The sequence below is a fragment of the Streptomyces sp. MS19 genome, from assembly GCF_047200595.1.
GTDB lineage: Bacteria > Actinomycetota > Actinomycetes > Streptomycetales > Streptomycetaceae > Streptomyces.
The window spans coordinates 139,263-157,077 of the sequence record NZ_JBJZOH010000001.1 but is presented as its reverse complement, the minus strand read 5'-3'; the positions used below and the strand labels follow the sequence as shown (position 1 = coordinate 157,077).

16 protein-coding genes are annotated in these 17,815 nt (G+C 72.4%); 10 read left to right on the top strand and 6 right to left on the bottom strand.

Annotation, left to right across the window (positions count from 1 at the left end; translation table 11 throughout):
- Positions 1-138 precede the first annotated feature (138 nt).
- The 4 genes from ACL02R_RS00685 to ACL02R_RS00670 all read right to left on the bottom strand — a co-directional run bounded on the left by ACL02R_RS00685 (position 139) and on the right by ACL02R_RS00670 (position 3,380).
- Positions 139-975 carry an NAD(P)H-binding protein gene (locus tag ACL02R_RS00685; RefSeq protein ID WP_412794806.1) on the bottom strand — a complete coding sequence of 279 codons (837 nt, stop codon included), beginning with the start codon at positions 973-975 and terminating at the stop codon, positions 139-141.
- A gap of 209 nt (positions 976-1,184) precedes the next feature.
- Entirely contained in the window at positions 1,185-1,388 is a 204-nt protein-coding gene (locus tag ACL02R_RS00680) for a DUF397 domain-containing protein (RefSeq protein WP_412794805.1), read from the bottom strand.
- 99 nt (positions 1,389-1,487) lie between these two features.
- On the bottom strand, positions 1,488-1,973 hold the full coding sequence (locus tag ACL02R_RS00675) for an SAM-dependent methyltransferase (protein ID WP_412794804.1): 486 nt from the start codon (positions 1,971-1,973) through the stop codon (positions 1,488-1,490).
- A gap of 21 nt (positions 1,974-1,994) precedes the next feature.
- On the bottom strand, positions 1,995-3,380 hold the full coding sequence (locus tag ACL02R_RS00670) for a Tat pathway signal protein (RefSeq protein ID WP_412794803.1): 1,386 nt from the start codon (positions 3,378-3,380) through the stop codon (positions 1,995-1,997).
- A gap of 149 nt (positions 3,381-3,529) precedes the next feature.
- On the opposite strand from ACL02R_RS00670, the gene ACL02R_RS00665 reads away from it, so the two are divergent.
- The 4 genes from ACL02R_RS00665 (at position 3,530) to argS (ending at position 7,232) form a co-directional block, all read left to right on the top strand.
- The gene (locus tag ACL02R_RS00665) at positions 3,530-3,970 is read left to right on the top strand and encodes an ATP-binding protein (RefSeq protein WP_412794802.1); all 441 of its coding nucleotides are present in this window, start codon (positions 3,530-3,532) and stop codon (positions 3,968-3,970) included.
- Complete coding sequence (locus ACL02R_RS00660; RefSeq protein ID WP_412794801.1) at positions 3,970-4,104, top strand: hypothetical protein; 135 nt, start codon at positions 3,970-3,972, stop codon at positions 4,102-4,104. The genes ACL02R_RS00665 and ACL02R_RS00660 overlap by 1 nt, the downstream gene beginning before the upstream one ends.
- Positions 4,105-4,534: 430 nt before the next feature.
- Positions 4,535-5,347, top strand: a complete 813-nt coding sequence (locus tag ACL02R_RS00655) for an NUDIX domain-containing protein (RefSeq protein WP_412794800.1) — start codon at positions 4,535-4,537, stop codon at positions 5,345-5,347.
- Positions 5,348-5,453: 106 nt separating this feature from the next.
- A complete protein-coding gene (gene argS, locus ACL02R_RS00650) occupies positions 5,454-7,232 on the top strand; it encodes an arginine--tRNA ligase (RefSeq protein ID WP_412795155.1) in 1,779 nt (592 codons plus the stop codon).
- Positions 7,233-7,249: 17 nt separating this feature from the next.
- Here the strand turns inward: argS and ACL02R_RS00645 are convergent, their stop codons facing one another.
- The gene (locus ACL02R_RS00645) at positions 7,250-8,368 is read right to left on the bottom strand and encodes an NAD(P)/FAD-dependent oxidoreductase (RefSeq protein ID WP_412794799.1); all 1,119 of its coding nucleotides are present in this window, start codon (positions 8,366-8,368) and stop codon (positions 7,250-7,252) included.
- 148 nt (positions 8,369-8,516) lie between these two features.
- Between ACL02R_RS00645 and ACL02R_RS00640 the strand changes: the two genes are divergently transcribed.
- The 6 genes from ACL02R_RS00640 (at position 8,517) to yicI (ending at position 16,423) form a co-directional block, all read left to right on the top strand.
- Entirely contained in the window at positions 8,517-9,548 is a 1,032-nt protein-coding gene (locus ACL02R_RS00640; protein WP_412794798.1) for a LacI family DNA-binding transcriptional regulator, read from the top strand.
- A gap of 24 nt (positions 9,549-9,572) precedes the next feature.
- Positions 9,573-10,808 (top strand): ABC transporter substrate-binding protein, encoded by a 1,236-nt coding sequence (locus ACL02R_RS00635; protein ID WP_412794797.1) that lies wholly within the window; start codon positions 9,573-9,575, stop codon positions 10,806-10,808.
- 8 nt (positions 10,809-10,816) lie between these two features.
- The gene (locus ACL02R_RS00630; protein ID WP_412794796.1) at positions 10,817-11,779 is read left to right on the top strand and encodes a carbohydrate ABC transporter permease; all 963 of its coding nucleotides are present in this window, start codon (positions 10,817-10,819) and stop codon (positions 11,777-11,779) included.
- Positions 11,780-11,785: 6 nt separating this feature from the next.
- Positions 11,786-12,613 carry a carbohydrate ABC transporter permease gene (locus tag ACL02R_RS00625; protein ID WP_412794795.1) on the top strand — a complete coding sequence of 276 codons (828 nt, stop codon included), beginning with the start codon at positions 11,786-11,788 and terminating at the stop codon, positions 12,611-12,613.
- A gap of 20 nt (positions 12,614-12,633) precedes the next feature.
- Positions 12,634-14,055: a GH1 family beta-glucosidase gene (locus ACL02R_RS00620; protein WP_412794794.1), complete on the top strand. Its 1,422-nt coding sequence runs from the start codon at positions 12,634-12,636 to the stop codon at positions 14,053-14,055.
- A 79-nt stretch (positions 14,056-14,134) separates the two neighbouring features.
- Entirely contained in the window at positions 14,135-16,423 is a 2,289-nt protein-coding gene (yicI, locus tag ACL02R_RS00615; protein WP_412794793.1) for an alpha-xylosidase, read from the top strand.
- A gap of 10 nt (positions 16,424-16,433) precedes the next feature.
- On the opposite strand, the gene ACL02R_RS00610 is transcribed toward yicI, so the two are convergent.
- Positions 16,434-17,792, bottom strand: a complete 1,359-nt coding sequence (locus ACL02R_RS00610) for a cytochrome P450 (protein ID WP_412794792.1) — start codon at positions 17,790-17,792, stop codon at positions 16,434-16,436.
- Between the last annotated feature and the right edge of the window lie 23 nt (positions 17,793-17,815).

The following is a 17,815-nucleotide window of genomic DNA, read 5'->3' as shown; positions in this document are numbered from 1 at the left end:
GGCGGTCGGCTCGTCCTCCGAGTTCTCAAGCAACGAGAGATGGACGACGAGGGCGACGGCGTCGTCCGCCTCGGTGGCGGCCGCACGTGCGGTGCCGCGCGCCGCCGGGTGGGGTGGCGGCGCGTGGCGTGGAAGTGCTCAGCGGAAGGCGGCGGCGTTCTCCTCGGCCCAGCGGGCGAACGGGGTGGCGGGCGCGCCGGTGACCCGTTCCACCGTGTCGCGCACCGCGCGCAGCTCCGCGTTGACGTCCCCGCCCGTCAGGTCGAGCACGGCGGCGGCCACCTCATCGCCCAGGAACGCGGACATGTCCCGGTGGGCCTCTTCCCTCGTCACCGGAGTGACGCCCACCGGCCGCCCCAGCGCGGCGGCGATGGCCTCCACCTGCTGCCGCGGGCTGATCCGCTCCGGTCCGGTCAGGGCGTACGTGCTCCCCCGATGGCCGGGGGCGGTGAGTGCCGCGTGGGCCACCGAGGCGATGTCGGCGGGGTGGATGGTGGGTAGGCCGGTGTCGGCGTACGGGACGCGGACGGCGCGGCGGGCGCGGATGGCGTCGGCCCACCAGAGGGTGTTGGAGGCGAACTGCGTGGGTCGCAGGATCGTCCATTCGAGGCCGCTGTCCCGCAGGTGCCGCTCGGTGGCGAGGTTGCGGCGGGCGGGGTTGAGGTGAGGGTGGGTCAGGACGGTGATCGAGGAGACGAGGACCGCGTGCTCCACGCCGGCGCGGCGGGCGGCGTCGAGCAGGCCGGTCTCCGCGCCCGTGCCGCCGAGGAGGAAGAGGGACCGGACGCCGTCGAGTGCGCGCTCCAGGGAGGCCGGGTCGGTGAGGTCGCCCTCCACGGCCTCGGTGCCGGGCGGGAACGCGTCGCGCGAGGCGTCGCGGGTGAGTGCCCTGACGGGCCCGCAGGTGCCGGACGCGCGCAGCTTCGCCAGCAGGGGGCGGCCTATGTTGCCGGTGGCGCCTGTCACGAGGATCATCGGGTCTCTCCGGGACGTCGGTCGGTCGATACCCCGGCAGGCTAGGAGTTCAAGTCTCGTTGAGGTCAAGGCCGCCCCGGGCGGGCCAGATCCCGCCGCCCGTGGGCGAAAGCGCGGACGCGGGAGGAACGGTTCTTGCGCGCACGGGCGGGTCGGGCCCCGGCTCCCGGGAGTGCACCGGCTCTGTACGGGGCGCCGGGGCCGGGGACCTACTTGATCAGCGTTCCGTCCACCACGCTCGTGACGAACGCGGACCACCCGTTGAGGGGGGGAGTCAGCATGGCGCTGCCTGGCCGCTTGCTGTCGCGCACACCGATTGAGGAGCCGAGGTCGGCGACCTCGACGCAGTCCCCGTTCCCGTTGCTGTAGCTTGACTTGGACCACTGCACGTTGTGTGGGTCAATCTTTTTCATAGCTCCCTGCCATTTCAGCGAGCAGACGCTTCGACGCCTGCTCGTCCAGCGCGGCGTTCCAGATGCGCTGGAACGCTGAGTCGTCATAGGGCCGTCGCCCTAATCCGTCGGTGGCGAGGCGTAGTAGTCGGCGAGCATCTCGGTGGGCCAGGCGGGCTGGCGCACCTCGCCCCGAGGGCCCGTTTCGGCGAACCAGGGCTTGATGTCGAGCACCGGTGTGCCGTCCACGGCGTCGAGGTCTTCGACGTGGAGGTCCAGTCCGTCGATGCCGATCAGCCGACATCGGGAGACGCCGAGCCAGTTGAGGCGCCGCATGTTCCGGTGGGCGAAGATGCCGCCGAGGGGCCAGTCCGGATTGTCGCGCGGACGCCGGGGTTCGGGGTGCAGGTCGGTCGGGTCGGTGAGGTGGAAGCGGAAGACGACCTCCAGGTGGGAGAAGTCCTCAAGCCCCATGACCGAGCCTTCGGTGAAACGGTCTGCGTCTACCCGGATGATCGCGCGGCTTCCACCCCAGAAGTCGTCGGTGGGTTCAGCCCGCCCGCCGACGACATGGGCGACCGGTACGACGGTGAACTCGTCTGCCATGCGATCTCCAGATAGTTGCTTTTACGCTGCCCCACGCAGATAGTGGGCAGCCGCACGATCAAGCCGCGTCACGGCGGCGATGCCACGGCGGCGCAGTGGGGACAGCGCCTGCCGCATGTCCTGCACCACTTTGCGTGTACGGGCCGAGTGGATACCGTCCACGACATCGAGCGCACGCGACCATGTGGTGCACGCTTCCTCGATGGCCCCCTGCCTGACCTGGAGCGAACCCAACTCGCCCAAGGTCACCGCGTGCACGCGGGCGAATGCTGTCGAATTGCGGGCACGCACGCTTTTGCGGAACTCGCGCGCGGCACCGGACAGGTCTCCGCAGTATTTGAGCGCATAGGCCCGTTGATACGTGAGGTCCGCCTCGCCGAAGATGAAGAGTCGGTCGGGTTCGTAGGCACCCGACTGATCGGCGGCAAGATCCTCCTCAGCGCGGACCAGCGCAGCGGCTGCGGCCCTGTGTCGCCCGGCCGCAGCTTGACTTCGAGCCAACTGCGCGCCGAACATGGCTCGTTCGCGTGGGCTGGCCAGTGAGTACCGCTTGCCTTCCATGGCTGCCTCGATCAGGTTCACGGCCTCCGCGCCGTGGCCCATGTCGACCGCCTGGTAGGCCATCCCGCGAAGCGCGTGACCGGCTGTCGGCGGATTGTTCGCTTCCGCCGCGAGTTTCAGGGCGGTGACGAAGTACCGCTGGGCCACGGCATGCTCGAAGTTGTCGAACGCCGTCCAACCGGCCAGATAGGCCAACTCGCTCGCGGCGGAGAACATGTCGCTGCGGACCTGGTCATCGATGAAGCGACCGTTGAGGTAGGTGGAGACGTCGGTGATGAGATATTGCACCACCGCCGTGCGGGCGTGACCGCCACCATGCCGTTGATCGATCCTTGAGAAGGCCGCGACCATCTCCCGGACGGCCTCCAGATCTCCACGCCCGACACGCCGGCCGCTCGCCGCTGAACGGCGTGCCGACTCGTCGGAACGATGCGCCCACCAGCGTTCGCCGGGCAGCGCCAGGGCTTGCAGAGAATAGGCGGCGGCTGCGAGAGCCTGTCGACGCTCCACGTCCAAGTCCCGCCTTCCCAACTCGCCCATCATCGCCAGCGTATCGCCATCCCAGCTCAGAAGGTCGTCCGCCGATTGCGGAGCCAGCCCGATCTCCTCCGCGCCCACCGGACGTCCGAGTAGTCGGCACAATGCCTCGACGACAAAGGGTACGGTCGCGGGGGCGGGTGCTGTCCCGGCGATCCAGTGTGCGACTGCGCTCCGGTTTGTCCGCAGTGTTTTCCCGGACTGAGCCGCAGTCACACGAACACAGGAAGCCAACGCTTCGTACGTCACTCCGCCCGCAGCGAGGAGCGCCTTCAATGCGGTGTTGGGGTTCTTCTCCCCCTGGTCCATCGTCTCTCCCCGACGTTCTTCGGCGCGGCCAGCTTAGCGAGTGATCGCAGCGGAGGGTTAAACGCGATAAACGCATTGTGCTGCTCTGGCCCCTGCCGGTGGGCACGGTCCAGCCGTTGACTGGCTGACGACAGACAGCGGGAGATGCGATGACAGGTCCGAACCGATTCGCCGGAAAGCTGAGCCCCTCCTTCACCTGGGACATGGCTGCTTGTGCCCAAGGGATCGAGACGTGGCGGAGAACTGTGGCGTTGGTGCTGCGGTCCTGGGGGGCGTCGGATGCTGCTGTTGAGGTAACGCGGCTGGGTGTCTCCGAGTTGCTGTCCAACGTGGTGCGGCATGTGGACGATCCGCTGTGCCGGTTGTCGGTGGTGCTGGACGGTGCGCGGGTGAGGGTCCTGGTGGAGGACCGGTCGCCGTGTGTGCCGAAGTTCGCCGAGCCCACGTGGAACGCCGTGTCCGGGCGCGGTCTGTGGATGCTCCGCGCGATGTGTCAGGGCTTCGGCTGTGAGCCCGGTGCGGACCGCAAGACGATGTGGTTCGCGGTGGACCTGGACCCGGCGGAGCCGGTCGAGCGGGCGGTGGCCTGATGTCGGCCTGGCGGTGGGCGGGGACGGTTCTCGGTGTTTCGGCCGTGGTGGGTGGGGGCGTCCTGCTGGCGCTGTTCGGTCTGTTCCTGTGGCTGGTACGGGTGTTGCGGGAGTCCGGGGAGGGCGAGGCATGACCGGGGAGCCGTTCGCCGTGCCGGGTGACGGCAACGAGTGGCTGGTGGGGCCGTGTTGGTTCTGGTGCGGGCACCGGGTGGCGCTCGTCGTCCGGCTCGGGACGGTCTCGGTGGGGTCTCCGCCGGGTGAGGCGCCGCTGTATGCCTGCGGGCGGTGTGTCGAGCGTCTGCACAGCGCCGTCGCCGACTACGCGGAGGTCGCGGCCACCGGACCGGCCGGGGACGGCCTGTATGTGGCGCCGGACTGTCCGCCCGGGATCGTCTGGGCGCGCCCGCAGGGGCGCCACCGGCGTACGCGTACGGTGCTCGGCCGCCGGTGGCTGCGGCTGGTCGATGCCGACACCGAGGAGCCCGCCATACCGGGCACGCGGTCTCCCGTTCCCCGGCGGTGCGTCGCCGGGGAACGGGTTCCAACGGGAGAGGGGGCGTCGTGGGACGTCGAGTGGTCGGGCAGGCCGTGGTGGCGGGGCTGGTGGGAGCGGTGGCCGGCCTGGGCGTACGGGTGGTGGAGCTGGGCCCGCCCGAGGCGGCGCGGCGGGCGCTGTTCGCGGTGGATCGGCGGTGGTGGCGGCTGTACCGGCGAGCGCTCGTCGCGCTCGGTGAGGATGCCGGAGCCCTGGACAAGGACCCGCCCGACCCCGCCCACGTCGAGCGCGCGCTGACCGGCCTGATCGCCTCGCTGACGGCCGAAGAGAAGGCCCGTACACGGAAAGAAGGACACATGCACCGCGAGAGCGACTTCACCGCCCCCCCGCCGCGACGGCTCGGCGCGCTGGCACTGATCACGGACGAGTTCGGTGACGTGCTGCTGGTGGAGAAGGCGTACAAGTCGGGGCCGGAACGGTTCGGTCTGCCGGGCGGCTGCGCCCGGCCGGGAGAGCCCCTGCCGACCGCCTGCACGCGGGAGGTGCGGGAGGAGACGGGGCTCGACATCATGCCGCAACGGGTCCTCGCCGTACACCAGATGCCCGCGAGCGGGACCGCCACCGAGGGCGTCAACCTGGTCTTCGACGGCGGCCTTGTCCCGAGGGAGACGGCGCTGACCCTGCCGCCGGACGAACTCTCCGGCTACCAGTGGTGCCCCGTCGCCCACCTCCCCGACGTCGTGGCCCCGTACACGCTGTGGCGGATCACCACAGCCCTGAGTGCACTCCACGGCGAGCCCGTCCGCCACCTCCACGGCCACCCCGGCGAGTTGGGGAGGCCGACGGAAAAGCCTTCTTGGTCACCTCGTGTGTTCTGACAGACTCTCAGCGCACAGGCCAGGGCCGGGCGGGTGCAGCCACCCGGCCCCGGCACGCGGTCTCGCGCGACGAGCGCCGAACCGAACGGGAGCGGAAGCGGGAATGGTGGAGCAGGTACGGCCCCTGGCGAGCGATGTGGAGGCCGCCGTCCGAGCGGCCATGGAAGCGGTTCTTCCCCCCGAGGCCTCCGCGGCGGACCCGCTGATCCGAAGGTCCGAGCACGCGGACTACCAGGCCAACGTCGCGCTCTCCCTCGCCAAGCGCATGAAGAGCAACCCTCGCGAACTCGCCGGGACGTTGCGCGATCAGCTCACCGATGTGGAGTGGATCGAGGCCGTCGAGGTCTCCGGTCCTGGCTTCCTCAACATCACGCTGTCGGACACCGCGCTGCTCGACCGCCTCACCACCCGGGCGAACGACGACCGGCTGGGGGTGCCGCGGTCCCAGGCCGCCGAAACGGCGGTCATCGACTACTCGGGACCCAACGTGGCCAAGGAGATGCACGTCGGCCACCTGCGCTCCACGCTGATCGGTGACGCCCTCGCCCGCGTCCTCGGCTTCCTCGGCGCCCGCGTCGTCCGGCAGAACCATGTCGGCGACTGGGGAACGCAGTTCGGGATGCTGATCCAGTACCTCCGCGAACACCCCGAAGCCGCCTGGCGTGACCGGGATGTGGACTCGTCCGGGACGGCCGGGGCCGTCTCCGCCCTGGACGCGCTGTACCGGACGGCCCGCAGCGAGTTCGACGCCGACGCGGCCTTCAAGGAACGCGCCCAGCGCCGTGTCGTCGCCCTCCAGACCGGGGACGAGGAGACCGTCGCCGCCTGGCAGGAGATCGTCGCCGAGTCCGAGAAGGCGTTCCAGCGGATCTACGAGCGCCTCGGCGTGCTGCTGACGCAGGACGACGTCATGGGCGAGTCGTTTTACAACCCGTGGCTCCAGGAGATCGTGGACGAGCTGCGCGAGAAGGGCGTGCTGGAGGACAGCGAGGGCGCCAAGGTCGTCTTCTTCGACGACATCCGCGGCCCGGAGGACAAGCCCGTGCCCATGCTGGTGCAGAAGAGCGACGGCGGCTTCGGCTACGCGGCGACCGACCTGGCGACGATCCGCCACAGCATCCGGACATTCGACGGCACCCGGCTCGTCTACGTGGTCGACGCGCGGCAGTCGCAGCACTTCGACATGGTCTTCCAGGCCGCCCGGCGCGCCGGCTGGCTCGCCGACGACGTGCAGGCGGTGCATGCCGCGAACGGCACCATCAACGGACCGGACGGCAGGCCGTTCAAGACCCGCGCGGGCGGAACCGTGCGCCTCGCCGACCTCCTGGACGACGCTTTGGAACGTGCGCGCGAGGTCATCGCGGAGAAGGACCCGGACCTGAGTCCCGAAGAACTGGAGAACGTCGCCCACTCCGCGAGCATCGGCGCCGTGAAGTACGCCGAGCTGTCCACCTCCCGCACCAGGGACTACTCGTTCGACGTCACCCGCATGGTCAGCTTCAACGGCCAGACGGGCGTGTACCTCCAGTACACGCACACCCGCATCGCGTCGATCCTCCGCCGGGCACAGGAGGCGGGGCACGGCCGGGGGACCTTCCACCGCGATCTCGCGCTGCTTCCGGCAGAGCGCGAACTCGTACTCGTGCTGGACGAGTTCAGCGCTGTGCTGGTCGCGGTCGCCCAGACACTCGAACCTCACCAGCTCGCCAACTACCTCTACACCCTGGCCAAGGCGTTCACGACGTTCTACGAGTCCTGCCCCGTCCTCAAGGCCGATGTGCCGACGGACGTACGCGACAACCGGCTTGCCCTGTGTGACCTGACTCGCTCGACGCTCGCCAGAGGGCTCGCACTCCTCGGTATCGCCGCACTCGAACGCATGTGACGGGACTCTTCGTCTCGTCAGGCCGTCGTTACTTCTACGGCGTCCGGGCGCAGCGGGGACACGCACTCCAGGTCGGGCGGTGTCTCGCCCGTCAGCAGTGCCGTTGCCCAGCGGTCGGCGAGCCAGGGGGACAGGGCCAGACCCGAGGGGCCGTAGCCGGTCAGGGTGCTCAGGTTGGCGGTGCCGGGGAGGCGGCCCGCCAGGGGGAGGCCGTCGCGTGAGACGGGGCGGAAGCCGACGCGTGTCTCGATCAGTGTCGCGTCCGCCAGACCCGGCGCGGTCTCCAGTGCCTCGCGCAGCACCTCCGCCTGCCCGGCCGCCGTCACCCGCTCGTCGAAGCCGGTGCCCTCCTCCCGCGTCGCGCCCGCCACCACCCGCGAGTCGTCGAACGCCAGCAGGTAGTGCCCCCGCACCGCCGACACGGCGGGCCACGCCGACGTGTCCGTGCCCGGCAGTCCCAGGTGGCTGATCTGCCCCCGCTGCGGGCGGACGCCGAGGTCGATGCCGCACGGGCGCAGCAGCTCCCCGCTCCACGCGCCCGCCGCGACGACCACCTCGTCCGCCGGCAGCGCCAGCCCGTCCACCAGCGCCTCGGCCCGCCCGCCGCGCAGCCGCAGCTCCGCCCGGCCCGTGACGACCGACGCGCCGCGCCGCCCGGCCGCCGTCAGCAGGGCGACGCGCAGCAGCCGCCCGTCCACCCGCGCGCCGCGCGACGTGTGCAGCCCGGCCAGATCCGGCGCCAGCACGGGGAACAACTCCCGCAGCTCCGCGCCGTCCACCCGGCTCACCGTGCCCGTCTCGTCCTCCGGGCGCTCCCGCAACAGCGCCTCGACGCGGTCGAGTTCGGCCGGGTCGAGGCTGACCCACAGGCCGCCCACCGCCCGGTGGCCGAGATCGCCCGCCCCCTCGTCGGCCAGCTCCGCCATCAGCCGCCCGTGGTGCGCCACCGCCCGGCCGAAGAGATCGGCGTACGGCGCCGGGCGTATCGCCGCCGACGCCTTGACGATCCCCGCCCCCGCGAGCGTCGCCGCGCCCCGCCGCGACTCCTCCACGACGGTCACCGCCGCGCCCGCCCCGGCCAGCCGCCACGCCAGCGCCGCCCCCGCGACCCCTCCGCCCACGATCACCGTACGCACGCCACGCTCCCGTCCTCGGTCGCCCACCCCCGCCACCCTAGGGGTATTGCCAGCGGGGCCCGGGGTGCCTACGATGCCGTCCATCGATCGAATCGATTCGACGAATCGATTCGACAAGCAGCACGGGACCGACCGCGAAGGAGCGGGGATGGCCACGATCAAGGATGTCGCGGAGCGCGCGGGTGTCGCGCCCAGCACCGTGTCCTATGTGCTCAGCGGCTCGCGGAAGATCTCCGACGAGACCCGCCGCGCCGTCCAGGAGGCCATCGCCGAGCTGGGCTACCACCCCCGCGCCAGCGCCCGTACGCTCCGCAGCGCCCGCAGCGAGGTCCTGGTCCTCGCCGTCCCCCGCGAGCCCGGGAAGTACCGCGCGATGGACGGCCGCTTCGCCATCGACATCGCGGACGCCGCCCGCGGCCACGGCTACGACGTGCTGCTGATGACCGACTCCGAGGGCGTCGCCCCGCTGCGCCGCATCGCCGCCAGCGGCCTGGCGGACGGCGCGATCCTCATGGCGGTGCGCGAACGGGACCCCCGCGTCGCCGCCCTGCGCGACCTCGGCTTCCCCACCGCGCTGCTCGGCCACGCGGACAGCGACGACGACACCGGCCCGCCCTGGGTGGACCTCGACTGGGACGCCGCCGTCGCCCTCGCGCTCGGCGAGGCCGTCGCGGCGGGCCACCACCGCGTCCTCTTCTGGTCGTCGGCGGACCACGAGATCGACGCCCGGCGCGGCTACGCCCTGCACGGCCTGGCCGGCGCACGCCGCGCCGCGCGCGCCACCGGCGCGGACATCCGCGTCACGCCGTCCAGCGGCGACCCCGACGAGCTGCGCAAACGGCTCCGGCGGGCCCTGACGACCGGCTCGGCGCCCACCGCCCTGGTCGTCCAGCACCTCATCCTCCTGCCGACGCTGCTGGACGAGATCGCCGCGCTCGGCCTGCGCGTGCCGGAGGACCTGGCCGTGGTGCCGGTCGGCAGCCTGCCGGACGAGGCGGAGAGCCGTTCCCTGCCCCGCATCGACCTGCCCGTGGCGCGGATGTCGGCGGCCGTCGCCCAGCTCGTCGTCCAGGCCATCGCGGCACGTGAGACCCGCGACGCGCCGCGCTCCGCCGGGGAACTGCTCACCCCGCAGATGGCGGAGGGCCACCCCGTCACACCCCCGACCCGCTCCTCCTGAGCCGCGAAACGGAGAACCACCCCCATGCGAACGAGACCCGGGCGCACCGTCGCGCCCGTCGCGCTGGCCCTGGCCGGGGCCCTGGCCGCGGTCGGGCTGCCCGGCTGCGCGGCCGAACCCGACCCGGACACCGTCACCGTCCTCAACTCCGCGACCGACACCGCCGAGCACGACGCCAACCAGGACTTCTTCGACCGCTGCGCCGAGCCGCTCGGCCTGCGCGTCGAGCAGATCAGCGTCCCGGCAGACCAGGTGGCGTCCAAGGCGCTGCGCATGGCGTCGTCCGACTCGCTGCCCGACGTGCTGGAGCTGGACGGCTCGGAGCTGCCGCAGTTCGCCGGGACGGACGGGCTGCGGCCCCTCGCCGACCTCGGCGTGGACACGGGCGAGTTCTCGGCCGCGGCGAACCAGCTCGGCTCGTTCGACGGCACGCAGTACGGCGTCGCCAGGTCCGTGAACTCGCTCGCGCTGGTCTACAACGTGGACATGCTCGCCGACGCCGGGCTCGAACCGCCCACCACCTGGGACGAGTTGCGCTCCACCGCCGCGGCCCTCACGCAGGGCGACACGTACGGCATGGCGTTCAGCGCCTCGCCGAACGCGGACGGCGTCTACCAGTTCCTCCCCTTCTTCTGGTCGGCGGGCGGCGACGAGACGCGGCTCGACGACGCGGCGGGCGCCTCCGCGCTCCAGCTGTGGAAGGACCTGGTGGACGACGGGTCCGCCTCGCGCTCCGTCGTCAACTGGAACCAGCAGGACATCAACGACCAGTTCGTCGCCGGGCGCGCCGCCATGATGATCAACGGGCCCTGGCAGGTCCCGGTGCTCAGCGCCCAGACCGACGTGGACTGGGCCGTCGCCTCCATACCGGTGCCCGAGGCCGGGCAGGACCCGGTGCCGCCCATCGGCGGGACCGTGATGACCATCCCCAAGAACGACGGCCACCCCGAGCGTGAGGACAACGCCGCCCGCGTCCTCGACTGCCTCAACTCCCAGGAGAACCAGCTCGCGTGGGGCGAACGCGTCAACAACGTCCCGACGCGCGCCGATGCCTCCGCGGCCTACCGGGAAGCCAACCCGGAACTGGCGGCGTTCGCCGACCTGGTGCTGACGGCCCGCTCCCGCACCGCCGAGGTCGGCACGCGCTGGCCCGTCGTCCAGGACGCCATGTCCGGCGCCTTCCAGTCCGTACTGACCGGCAGGTCCTCGCCCGAGGACGCGCTGCGGCGCGCCCAGCGGCAGGCCGAGGCGGGGGAGTGAGCACACCCATGACCACCACCGTCCCCACCCCGGCCGAGGCCCCGCCCGCCCCCGCGCGCCGCACCCGCTCCCGTCGCGGCGGCGCGGCCGGGCGGCGGCTGTGGTCCTGGCTGTTCGTCGCCCCGGCCGTCGTCTACCTGCTGGCGTTCTTCGGCTACCCGCTGGTGCGGAACGTGCTGATGAGCTTCCAGTCGTTCACGCCGCGCACGTACTTCACCGGCGAGGCGCCGTTCAACGGGCTCGACAACTGGCGGCACGTCCTGGAGGACGAGCTGTTCGGCGACGCGCTGTGGCAGACGATCCTGTTCACCGTCGGCTCGCTCGCGGGGCAGTTCGTCCTCGGCCTGGCCCTGGCTGTGTTCTTCTCGCGCCGCTTCCGCCTCTCCGGCGTGATCCGCGCCGTGCTGCTGCTGCCCTGGCTGGTGCCGATGGTCGTGTCCGCCGTGGTGTGGCGGCGGATCATGGACGAGGACCACGGCATCCTCAACAGCTTCCTCCAGACCGTCGGCCTGTCGCAGGACGGCGTGCCGTGGCTGAGCAGCCCGAGCGTCGCGCTGCTGTCCGCGATCCTGGTGAACATCTGGATCGGCATCCCGTTCAACATGGTGATCCTCTACGGCGGCCTCCAGGAGATCCCGCGCGAGCTGTACGAGGCGGCGTCGCTCGACGGCGCCGGGCCGTGGCGGACGTTCCGCTCCATCACGCTGCCGACGCTGCGGCCGGTCGTGACGGTCGTGCTCGTCCTCGGCTTCATGTCCACGATCAAAATCCTCGACCTCGTCCTGGCGCTGACCGGCGGCGGTCCCGCCGACTCGACGCAGACGCTCGGCACCCTGACGTACCAGCTGTCGTTCCTGCGGCTCGACTTCGGCGCGGGCGCGGTCGTCGGCAACGTCCTGATCCTCATCAGCGCCGTCTTCGCGGTGCTCTACCTGCGTGCCAACCGAGCCGACGCGGCCCGGGGGAAGTGAGCCGACATGAACCGCACCCCCACCCGCGCCCGGCTGCGCGGCGGCGTGAACACGGCCGTCGCCCTGCTCGTCCTGGCCGTCATGCTCTTCCCGGTGTACTGGATGGTGTCCACCGCGCTCCAGCCGGACACCAGCATCGCGGCGACCGACCTCTTCCCGGCCTCGCCGTCGTTCGACAACTTCTCGGCCGCGCTGGACAGCCAGGGCGGGTCGCTCGTCACGAGCCTGGTGGTCGCGCTCGGCGCGGTCGCCGTCTGCCTGGCGCTGGCGGCCCCGGCGGCGTACGGCCTCGCGCACTTCGGGCTGCGCGGCAGCCGGGGCATCGTCTTCGGCACGCTGATCACGCAGATGGTGCCCGGCATCGTCGTCGCGAACGCGCTGTACAGTGCGTACGCGGATCTCGGCCTGGTCAACTCCTACCTGGGGCTGATCCTCGCCGACGCGTCGCTGGGGCTGCCGTTCGCGATCGTGCTGCTGAGGGCCTTCATGGTGTCCATACCGGCGGAGGTCGTGGAGGCGGCGATGGTGGACGGCGCGAACCGGTTCACCGCGTTCGTCCGGATCGTCCTGCCGATGAGCCGCAACGCCCTGATCACGTCCGGGCTGTTCGCGTTCCTCTTCGCCTGGGCCGACTTCATCTTCGCCCTCACCCTCAACACGACCGACGACGTCCGCCCGGTGACGCTCGGGATCTACCAGTTCATCGGCGCCCACGTCAGCGACTGGGGGGCCGTCATGGCGACCGCCGTGCTGTCGGCGATCCCGGCCGCCGTGCTGCTGGTCGTCGCGCAGAAGTACATCGCCGCCGGAATCGCCGGCGGCTCCGTCAAGTGACCCGTCCACGCGAGCAAGGGATGAACAGCACCGTGACCCCTGGCGACACCACCGCCTCGTTCCCGCGATTCCCCGAGGGCTTCTTCTTCGGCGCCGCGACGGCCGCCTACCAGATCGAGGGCGCCGCCCGCGAGGACGGGCGCGGCCCGTCGATCTGGGACACCTACTGCGCCGAGCCCGGCCGCGTCGCCGGCGGCAGCTCCGGCGACGTCGCCTGCGACCACTACCACCGCTACCGCGAGGACGTCGCGCTGCTGAGCGGCCTCGGCGTGGACAGCTACCGCTTCTCCGTCGCCTGGCCACGCGTCCAGCCCACCGGCGCGGGCGCCCCCGAGCCGCGCGGCCTGGACTTCTACGACCGGCTCGTGGACGAACTGCTCGCCGCCGGGATCACCCCCGCCGCGACCCTCTACCACTGGGACCTCCCGCAGGCCCTGGAGGACCGGGGCGGCTGGCGCGTACGGGAGACGGCGGAGCGGTTCGCCGAGTACGCGGGCCACGTCGCCGCGCGCCTCGGCGACCGCGTACCGCGCTGGATCACGCTGAACGAGCCGTTCTGCACCGCGTTCGTCGGCCACGCCATCGGCCGCCACGCGCCCGGCACCCGCGAGGGCGCGGCGGCCCTCGCCGTCGCCCACCACCTGCTGCTCGGGCACGGCCTCGCCACCCGCGTCCTGCGCGAGACCACGGACGGCGAGATCGGCATCACCCTCAACCCCGACCGCCTCCTGCCCGCGACCGGCAGCCCCGCCGACCGCGCCGCCACCGACCGCGCCGAGACGCTGCACAACCGCGTCTTCCTCGACCCCCTCTTCGCCGGGCACTACCCGGACAACGAGGCCGACACCTGGGGCGGACTCGCCGCCGACCCCGCCTGGCGGCACGACGGCGACCTCGACGTCATCGGCACCCCCCTCGACTTCGCGGGCGTCAACTACTACCGCCCCATCACCATCGCCGACGCCCCCCACACCGACCCCGACCCGGCGACCCGCACCGCCGTGGACATCCGCGCCACCGAGACATGGCGCGACGACGTCCGGCACACGGCGATGGGCTGGCCCGTCGTCCCGTCCACCTTCACCGACCTCCTGACCGACCTCACGCGCCGCTACCCGGCGATGCCCCCGCTGGTCATCACGGAGAACGGGTCGGCCGAGGACGACACGGTCGCCGCCGACGGCCAGGTCCACGACACCGACCGCGTCGCGTACCTCCACGGCCACCTCCACGCACTCGCCGACGCCCTCGCGCAGGGCGTGGACGTCCGCGGCTACTACGTCTGGTCGCTGCTCGACAACTTCGAGTGGGCCTTCGGCTACGACAAGCGCTTCGGCATCGTCCGCGTGGACTACGACACGCAGGAGCGCCTCCCCAAGGACAGCTACCGCTGGTTCCGCGACCTGATCGCCGACCACCGCGGCCGCACCGGCGGAGAGTGACCGGCGCGCCCGCACCACCCCACCCGCACCACCGGCGCCGCCGCCCCCGCGGCGGCGCCACCGAGGAGACACGAACACCGTGAAGTTCACCGATGGCTACTGGCTCATGCGCGATGGGCTGCGGGCGTCGTTCGCGCGGCAGGTGGCGGACGCCCGGGTCGAGGAGGACCGCCTCACCCTGTACGCCACGCCCACCCCCGTGACGCGCCGCGGCGGCACGCTGAACCAACCCCTGATCACCGTCGAGTGCTTCTCCCCGGCGGAGGGCGTCATCGGGGTGCGCTCCACCCACCACGCGGGCGGCGTGGACCACGGCCCGTCGTTCGCACTTGCCGCCGATCCGGCGCACCGACCCGCCACCCGCCGCGACGGCACGGCCCTCGAACTCACCAGCGGCGGCCTCACGTTGCGCGTCGACACGGCAGAGCCCTGGGCGCTCGACTTCTCCGCCGGCGGCAGCCCCCTCGTCTCCACCCGCCGCCGCGGCACCGGCTGGGTCACCACCGACGACGGACGGCACTTCTCGGTCGGCGGCCTGTCCCTCGGCGTCGGCGAACTCGTCTACGGGCTCGGCGAGCGCTTCACCCCGTTCACGAAGAACGGCCAGTCCGTGGACATCTGGCAGGCCGACGGCGGCACGGCCAGCGAACAGGCCTACAAGAACGTGCCGTTCTACCTCACCAACCGTGGCTACGGCGTCTTCGTCAACCACCCCGGCGCCGTCTCCTTCGAGGTCGGCTCCGAGACGGTCGGCCAGGTGCAGTTCAGCGTCGAGGGCCAGTCCGTCGAGTACCTCGTCATCCACGGCCCGACTCCCAAGGAGATCCTGGACCGCTACACCGCGCTGACCGGCCGCCCCGCGCTGCCGCCCGCCTGGTCGTTCGGCCTGTGGCTGTCCACCTCGTTCACCACCGACTACGACGAGGCGACGGTCACCCGCTTCGTCCGCGGCATGGCCGAACGCGACATCCCCCTCAGCGTCTTCCACTTCGACTGCTTCTGGATGCGCGCCTACCAGTGGTGCGACTTCACGTGGGACCCCGACGTCTTCCCCGACCCGGAGGGCATGCTGCGCCGCCTCAAGGACGAGCAGGGGCTGCGTGTCTGCGTGTGGATCAACCCGTACATCGCCCAGAAATCAGCCCTGTTCGAGGAGGCGCGCCAGGCCGGCTACCTCGTGCGCAGGCCGGACGGCGGCGTCTGGCAGTGGGACATGTGGCAGGCGGGCATGGCGCTGGTGGACTTCACCAACCCGGACGCGCGCGCCTGGTTCGCCGGGAAGCTGCGCGGACTGACCGCCCAGGGCGTGGACTGCTTCAAGACCGACTTCGGCGAACGCGTCCCCACCGACGTCGTCTGGCACGACGGCTCGGACCCCGAGCGCATGCACAACTACTACACGCAGCTGTACAACCAGACCGTCTTCGACGTGCTCACCGAGGCGCGCGGCGAGGGCGACGCCGTGCTGTTCGCCCGCTCGGCGACGGCGGGCGGGCAGCAGTTCCCCGTGCACTGGGGCGGCGACTGCGAGTCCACGTTCGACGCCATGGCCGAGTCGCTGCGCGGCGGCCTCTCGCTGGGCCTGTCCGGCTTCGGCTTCTGGAGCCACGACATCGGCGGCTTCGAGGGAACGCCGTCGCCCGCCGTCTTCAAGCGCTGGGCGCAGTTCGGCCTGCTGTCGTCGCACAGCAGGCTGCACGGCAGCAGCTCCTACCGCGTGCCGTGGGACTACGACGAGGAGGCCGTCGCCGTCACCCGCGACTTCACGCGGCTCAAGCACCGCCTCATGCCGTACCTCTTCCGCGCCGCCCAGCAGGCGGCCGAGGAGGGCACGCCGGTGATGCGCGCGATGCTGCTGGAATTCCCCGACGACCCGGGCTGCCACCCGCTCGACCGGCAGTACATGCTCGGCGGCGACTTGCTCGTCGCGCCCGTCTTCCGCGAGGACGGGACGGCCGAGTACTACGTCCCGGCGGACACGTGGACGCACCTGCTGACCGGCGCGCGCGTCGAGGGCCCCGGCTGGCGGCGCGAGCGCTTCGGCTACGACAGCCTCCCGCTGCTGGCCAGGCCGGGGTCCGTCGTCCCCTTCGGCGCCACGGACGACCGGCCCGCGTACGACTGGGCCGACGGCGTCACCCTGCGCGTCCACCCGGGCGCCGAGGGGACGGAGACGGTCACCCGCGTCCCGCGCCCGGACGGCGCGCCGCCCGCCGTCTTCCGCACCCGCCGCGACGGCGGCACGGTGACGGTGCGGGCGGACGGCGCGCCCGGCCCGTGGCACGTGGTCCTGGCCGGCCCTGACGGTTACGCGGCCCCGGTGACGGCGGAGGGGGACGAGCTGGTCCTGCCCGTCACCGGAGCCTGACGGGCGCGGGTCAGTCGGCGGCGACCGCGAAGCCGAGCCCGAAGTGGTCGATCGTGGCGGGCACCGGCTCGCCCGCCACCGGCCGCACCCCGGACGTCACCGCGTACTCCCGCCCCTCAAGCAGCGCGGCCAGCCAGGTGCTCGCGGTGAGCAGCACAACGTCCTCACCCGGGCACTTGCCGGGCCCGCCGCTGAACGGGACGAGCGCCGGGTTCCGCTCGGCGCGCCCGTCGAGCCAGATCTCCGGCTCGAACGCGTCACCGTACGACCCGGCCGGGTCCGCGCGGTGGAAGTACGGCGCGAACGCGGCGAAGACCGTCCCGGCCGGGATCACGGTGCCGTGCCACGTGGTCGGCTCCGTGCTCTCCCGCAGCAGCACCGGCGTCGTCGGCCACAGCCGCAGCGCCTCCAGGACGCACGCCCGCAGGTACGGCAGCGTGCGCGGCCCCGCCGGGTCGCCCTCCTCGGCCTCGGTGCGGGCCCTGGCGGCGTGCTCGGGGTGGCCGGCCAGCAGCGCGAGGGTCCGCAGCGTCGCGGCACCGGCCGCGTCGTACGCGAACAGCCAGTGCGGCACCTGCCCGGCCGCCTCCTCGGTGTCCGGGAGCCTGCCGGCCAGGGTGTCGTCCCCGGCGGCGCGCACCCGCTCCTCCAGCCGGGCGAGGAAGTCCTCGCGGGCGCGGCGGCGGCGCGGCAGCAGGAACGACCAGTTGCCGGCCGAGCGCAGCCTCGCGAGCCGGTCCGTCAGGCCGGCGTCGTCCGCCGCCGCGTCGCCGAGCACGACGCGGCGCACCGAGCGCCACCACCCCGCGGCGAAGTCGTCCCAGGACAGCGCGCCCGACGCGGTGGCCACCCCGGCGACGGCGGACGCCTCGGCGCGTACGCGCTCCGTGATCGCGGGCGCGAGGTCGTGGAGCGGGCGGTCCATCTCCAGCGCCAGCTCGTTGATCCGCCGCCTGGGCTCCCGGCGCGGCCCGCGCGTGATCAGCGACCCGTGCGGCTGGAACTGGTCCAGCGCCCGCCGCTTCTCCCACGCGCCCGGCGTGAACGGCTCGGGCGTCTCGCGCAGCATGCGCGCGAGGTCGTCCGGGTCGAGCACGAGCGCGACGGACCGCCCGGCGGGGGAGAGCTGGAGCGGCCCGGGGCCGTACCGTTCGCGCAGGTCGCGCACCGTCGCGACGGCGTCGCTGTCGGCCTGGACGCGCGCGGCCCAGGCCATCGCCCGGGGCCGCCGCCGGATCAGCCCCTCGGCGAACGCGGGCAGCAGCAGCCGGGTGAGCAGGCGTGTCTGGTCGCCGGGCCGGACGCGCGGCAGGCCGGTCCTGGCGGCTGTGGGGGGCGGGGCGCTGTCGGGCTCCTCGATGGTGGACATGACGCCGCGTCTTCCCCGCCCCG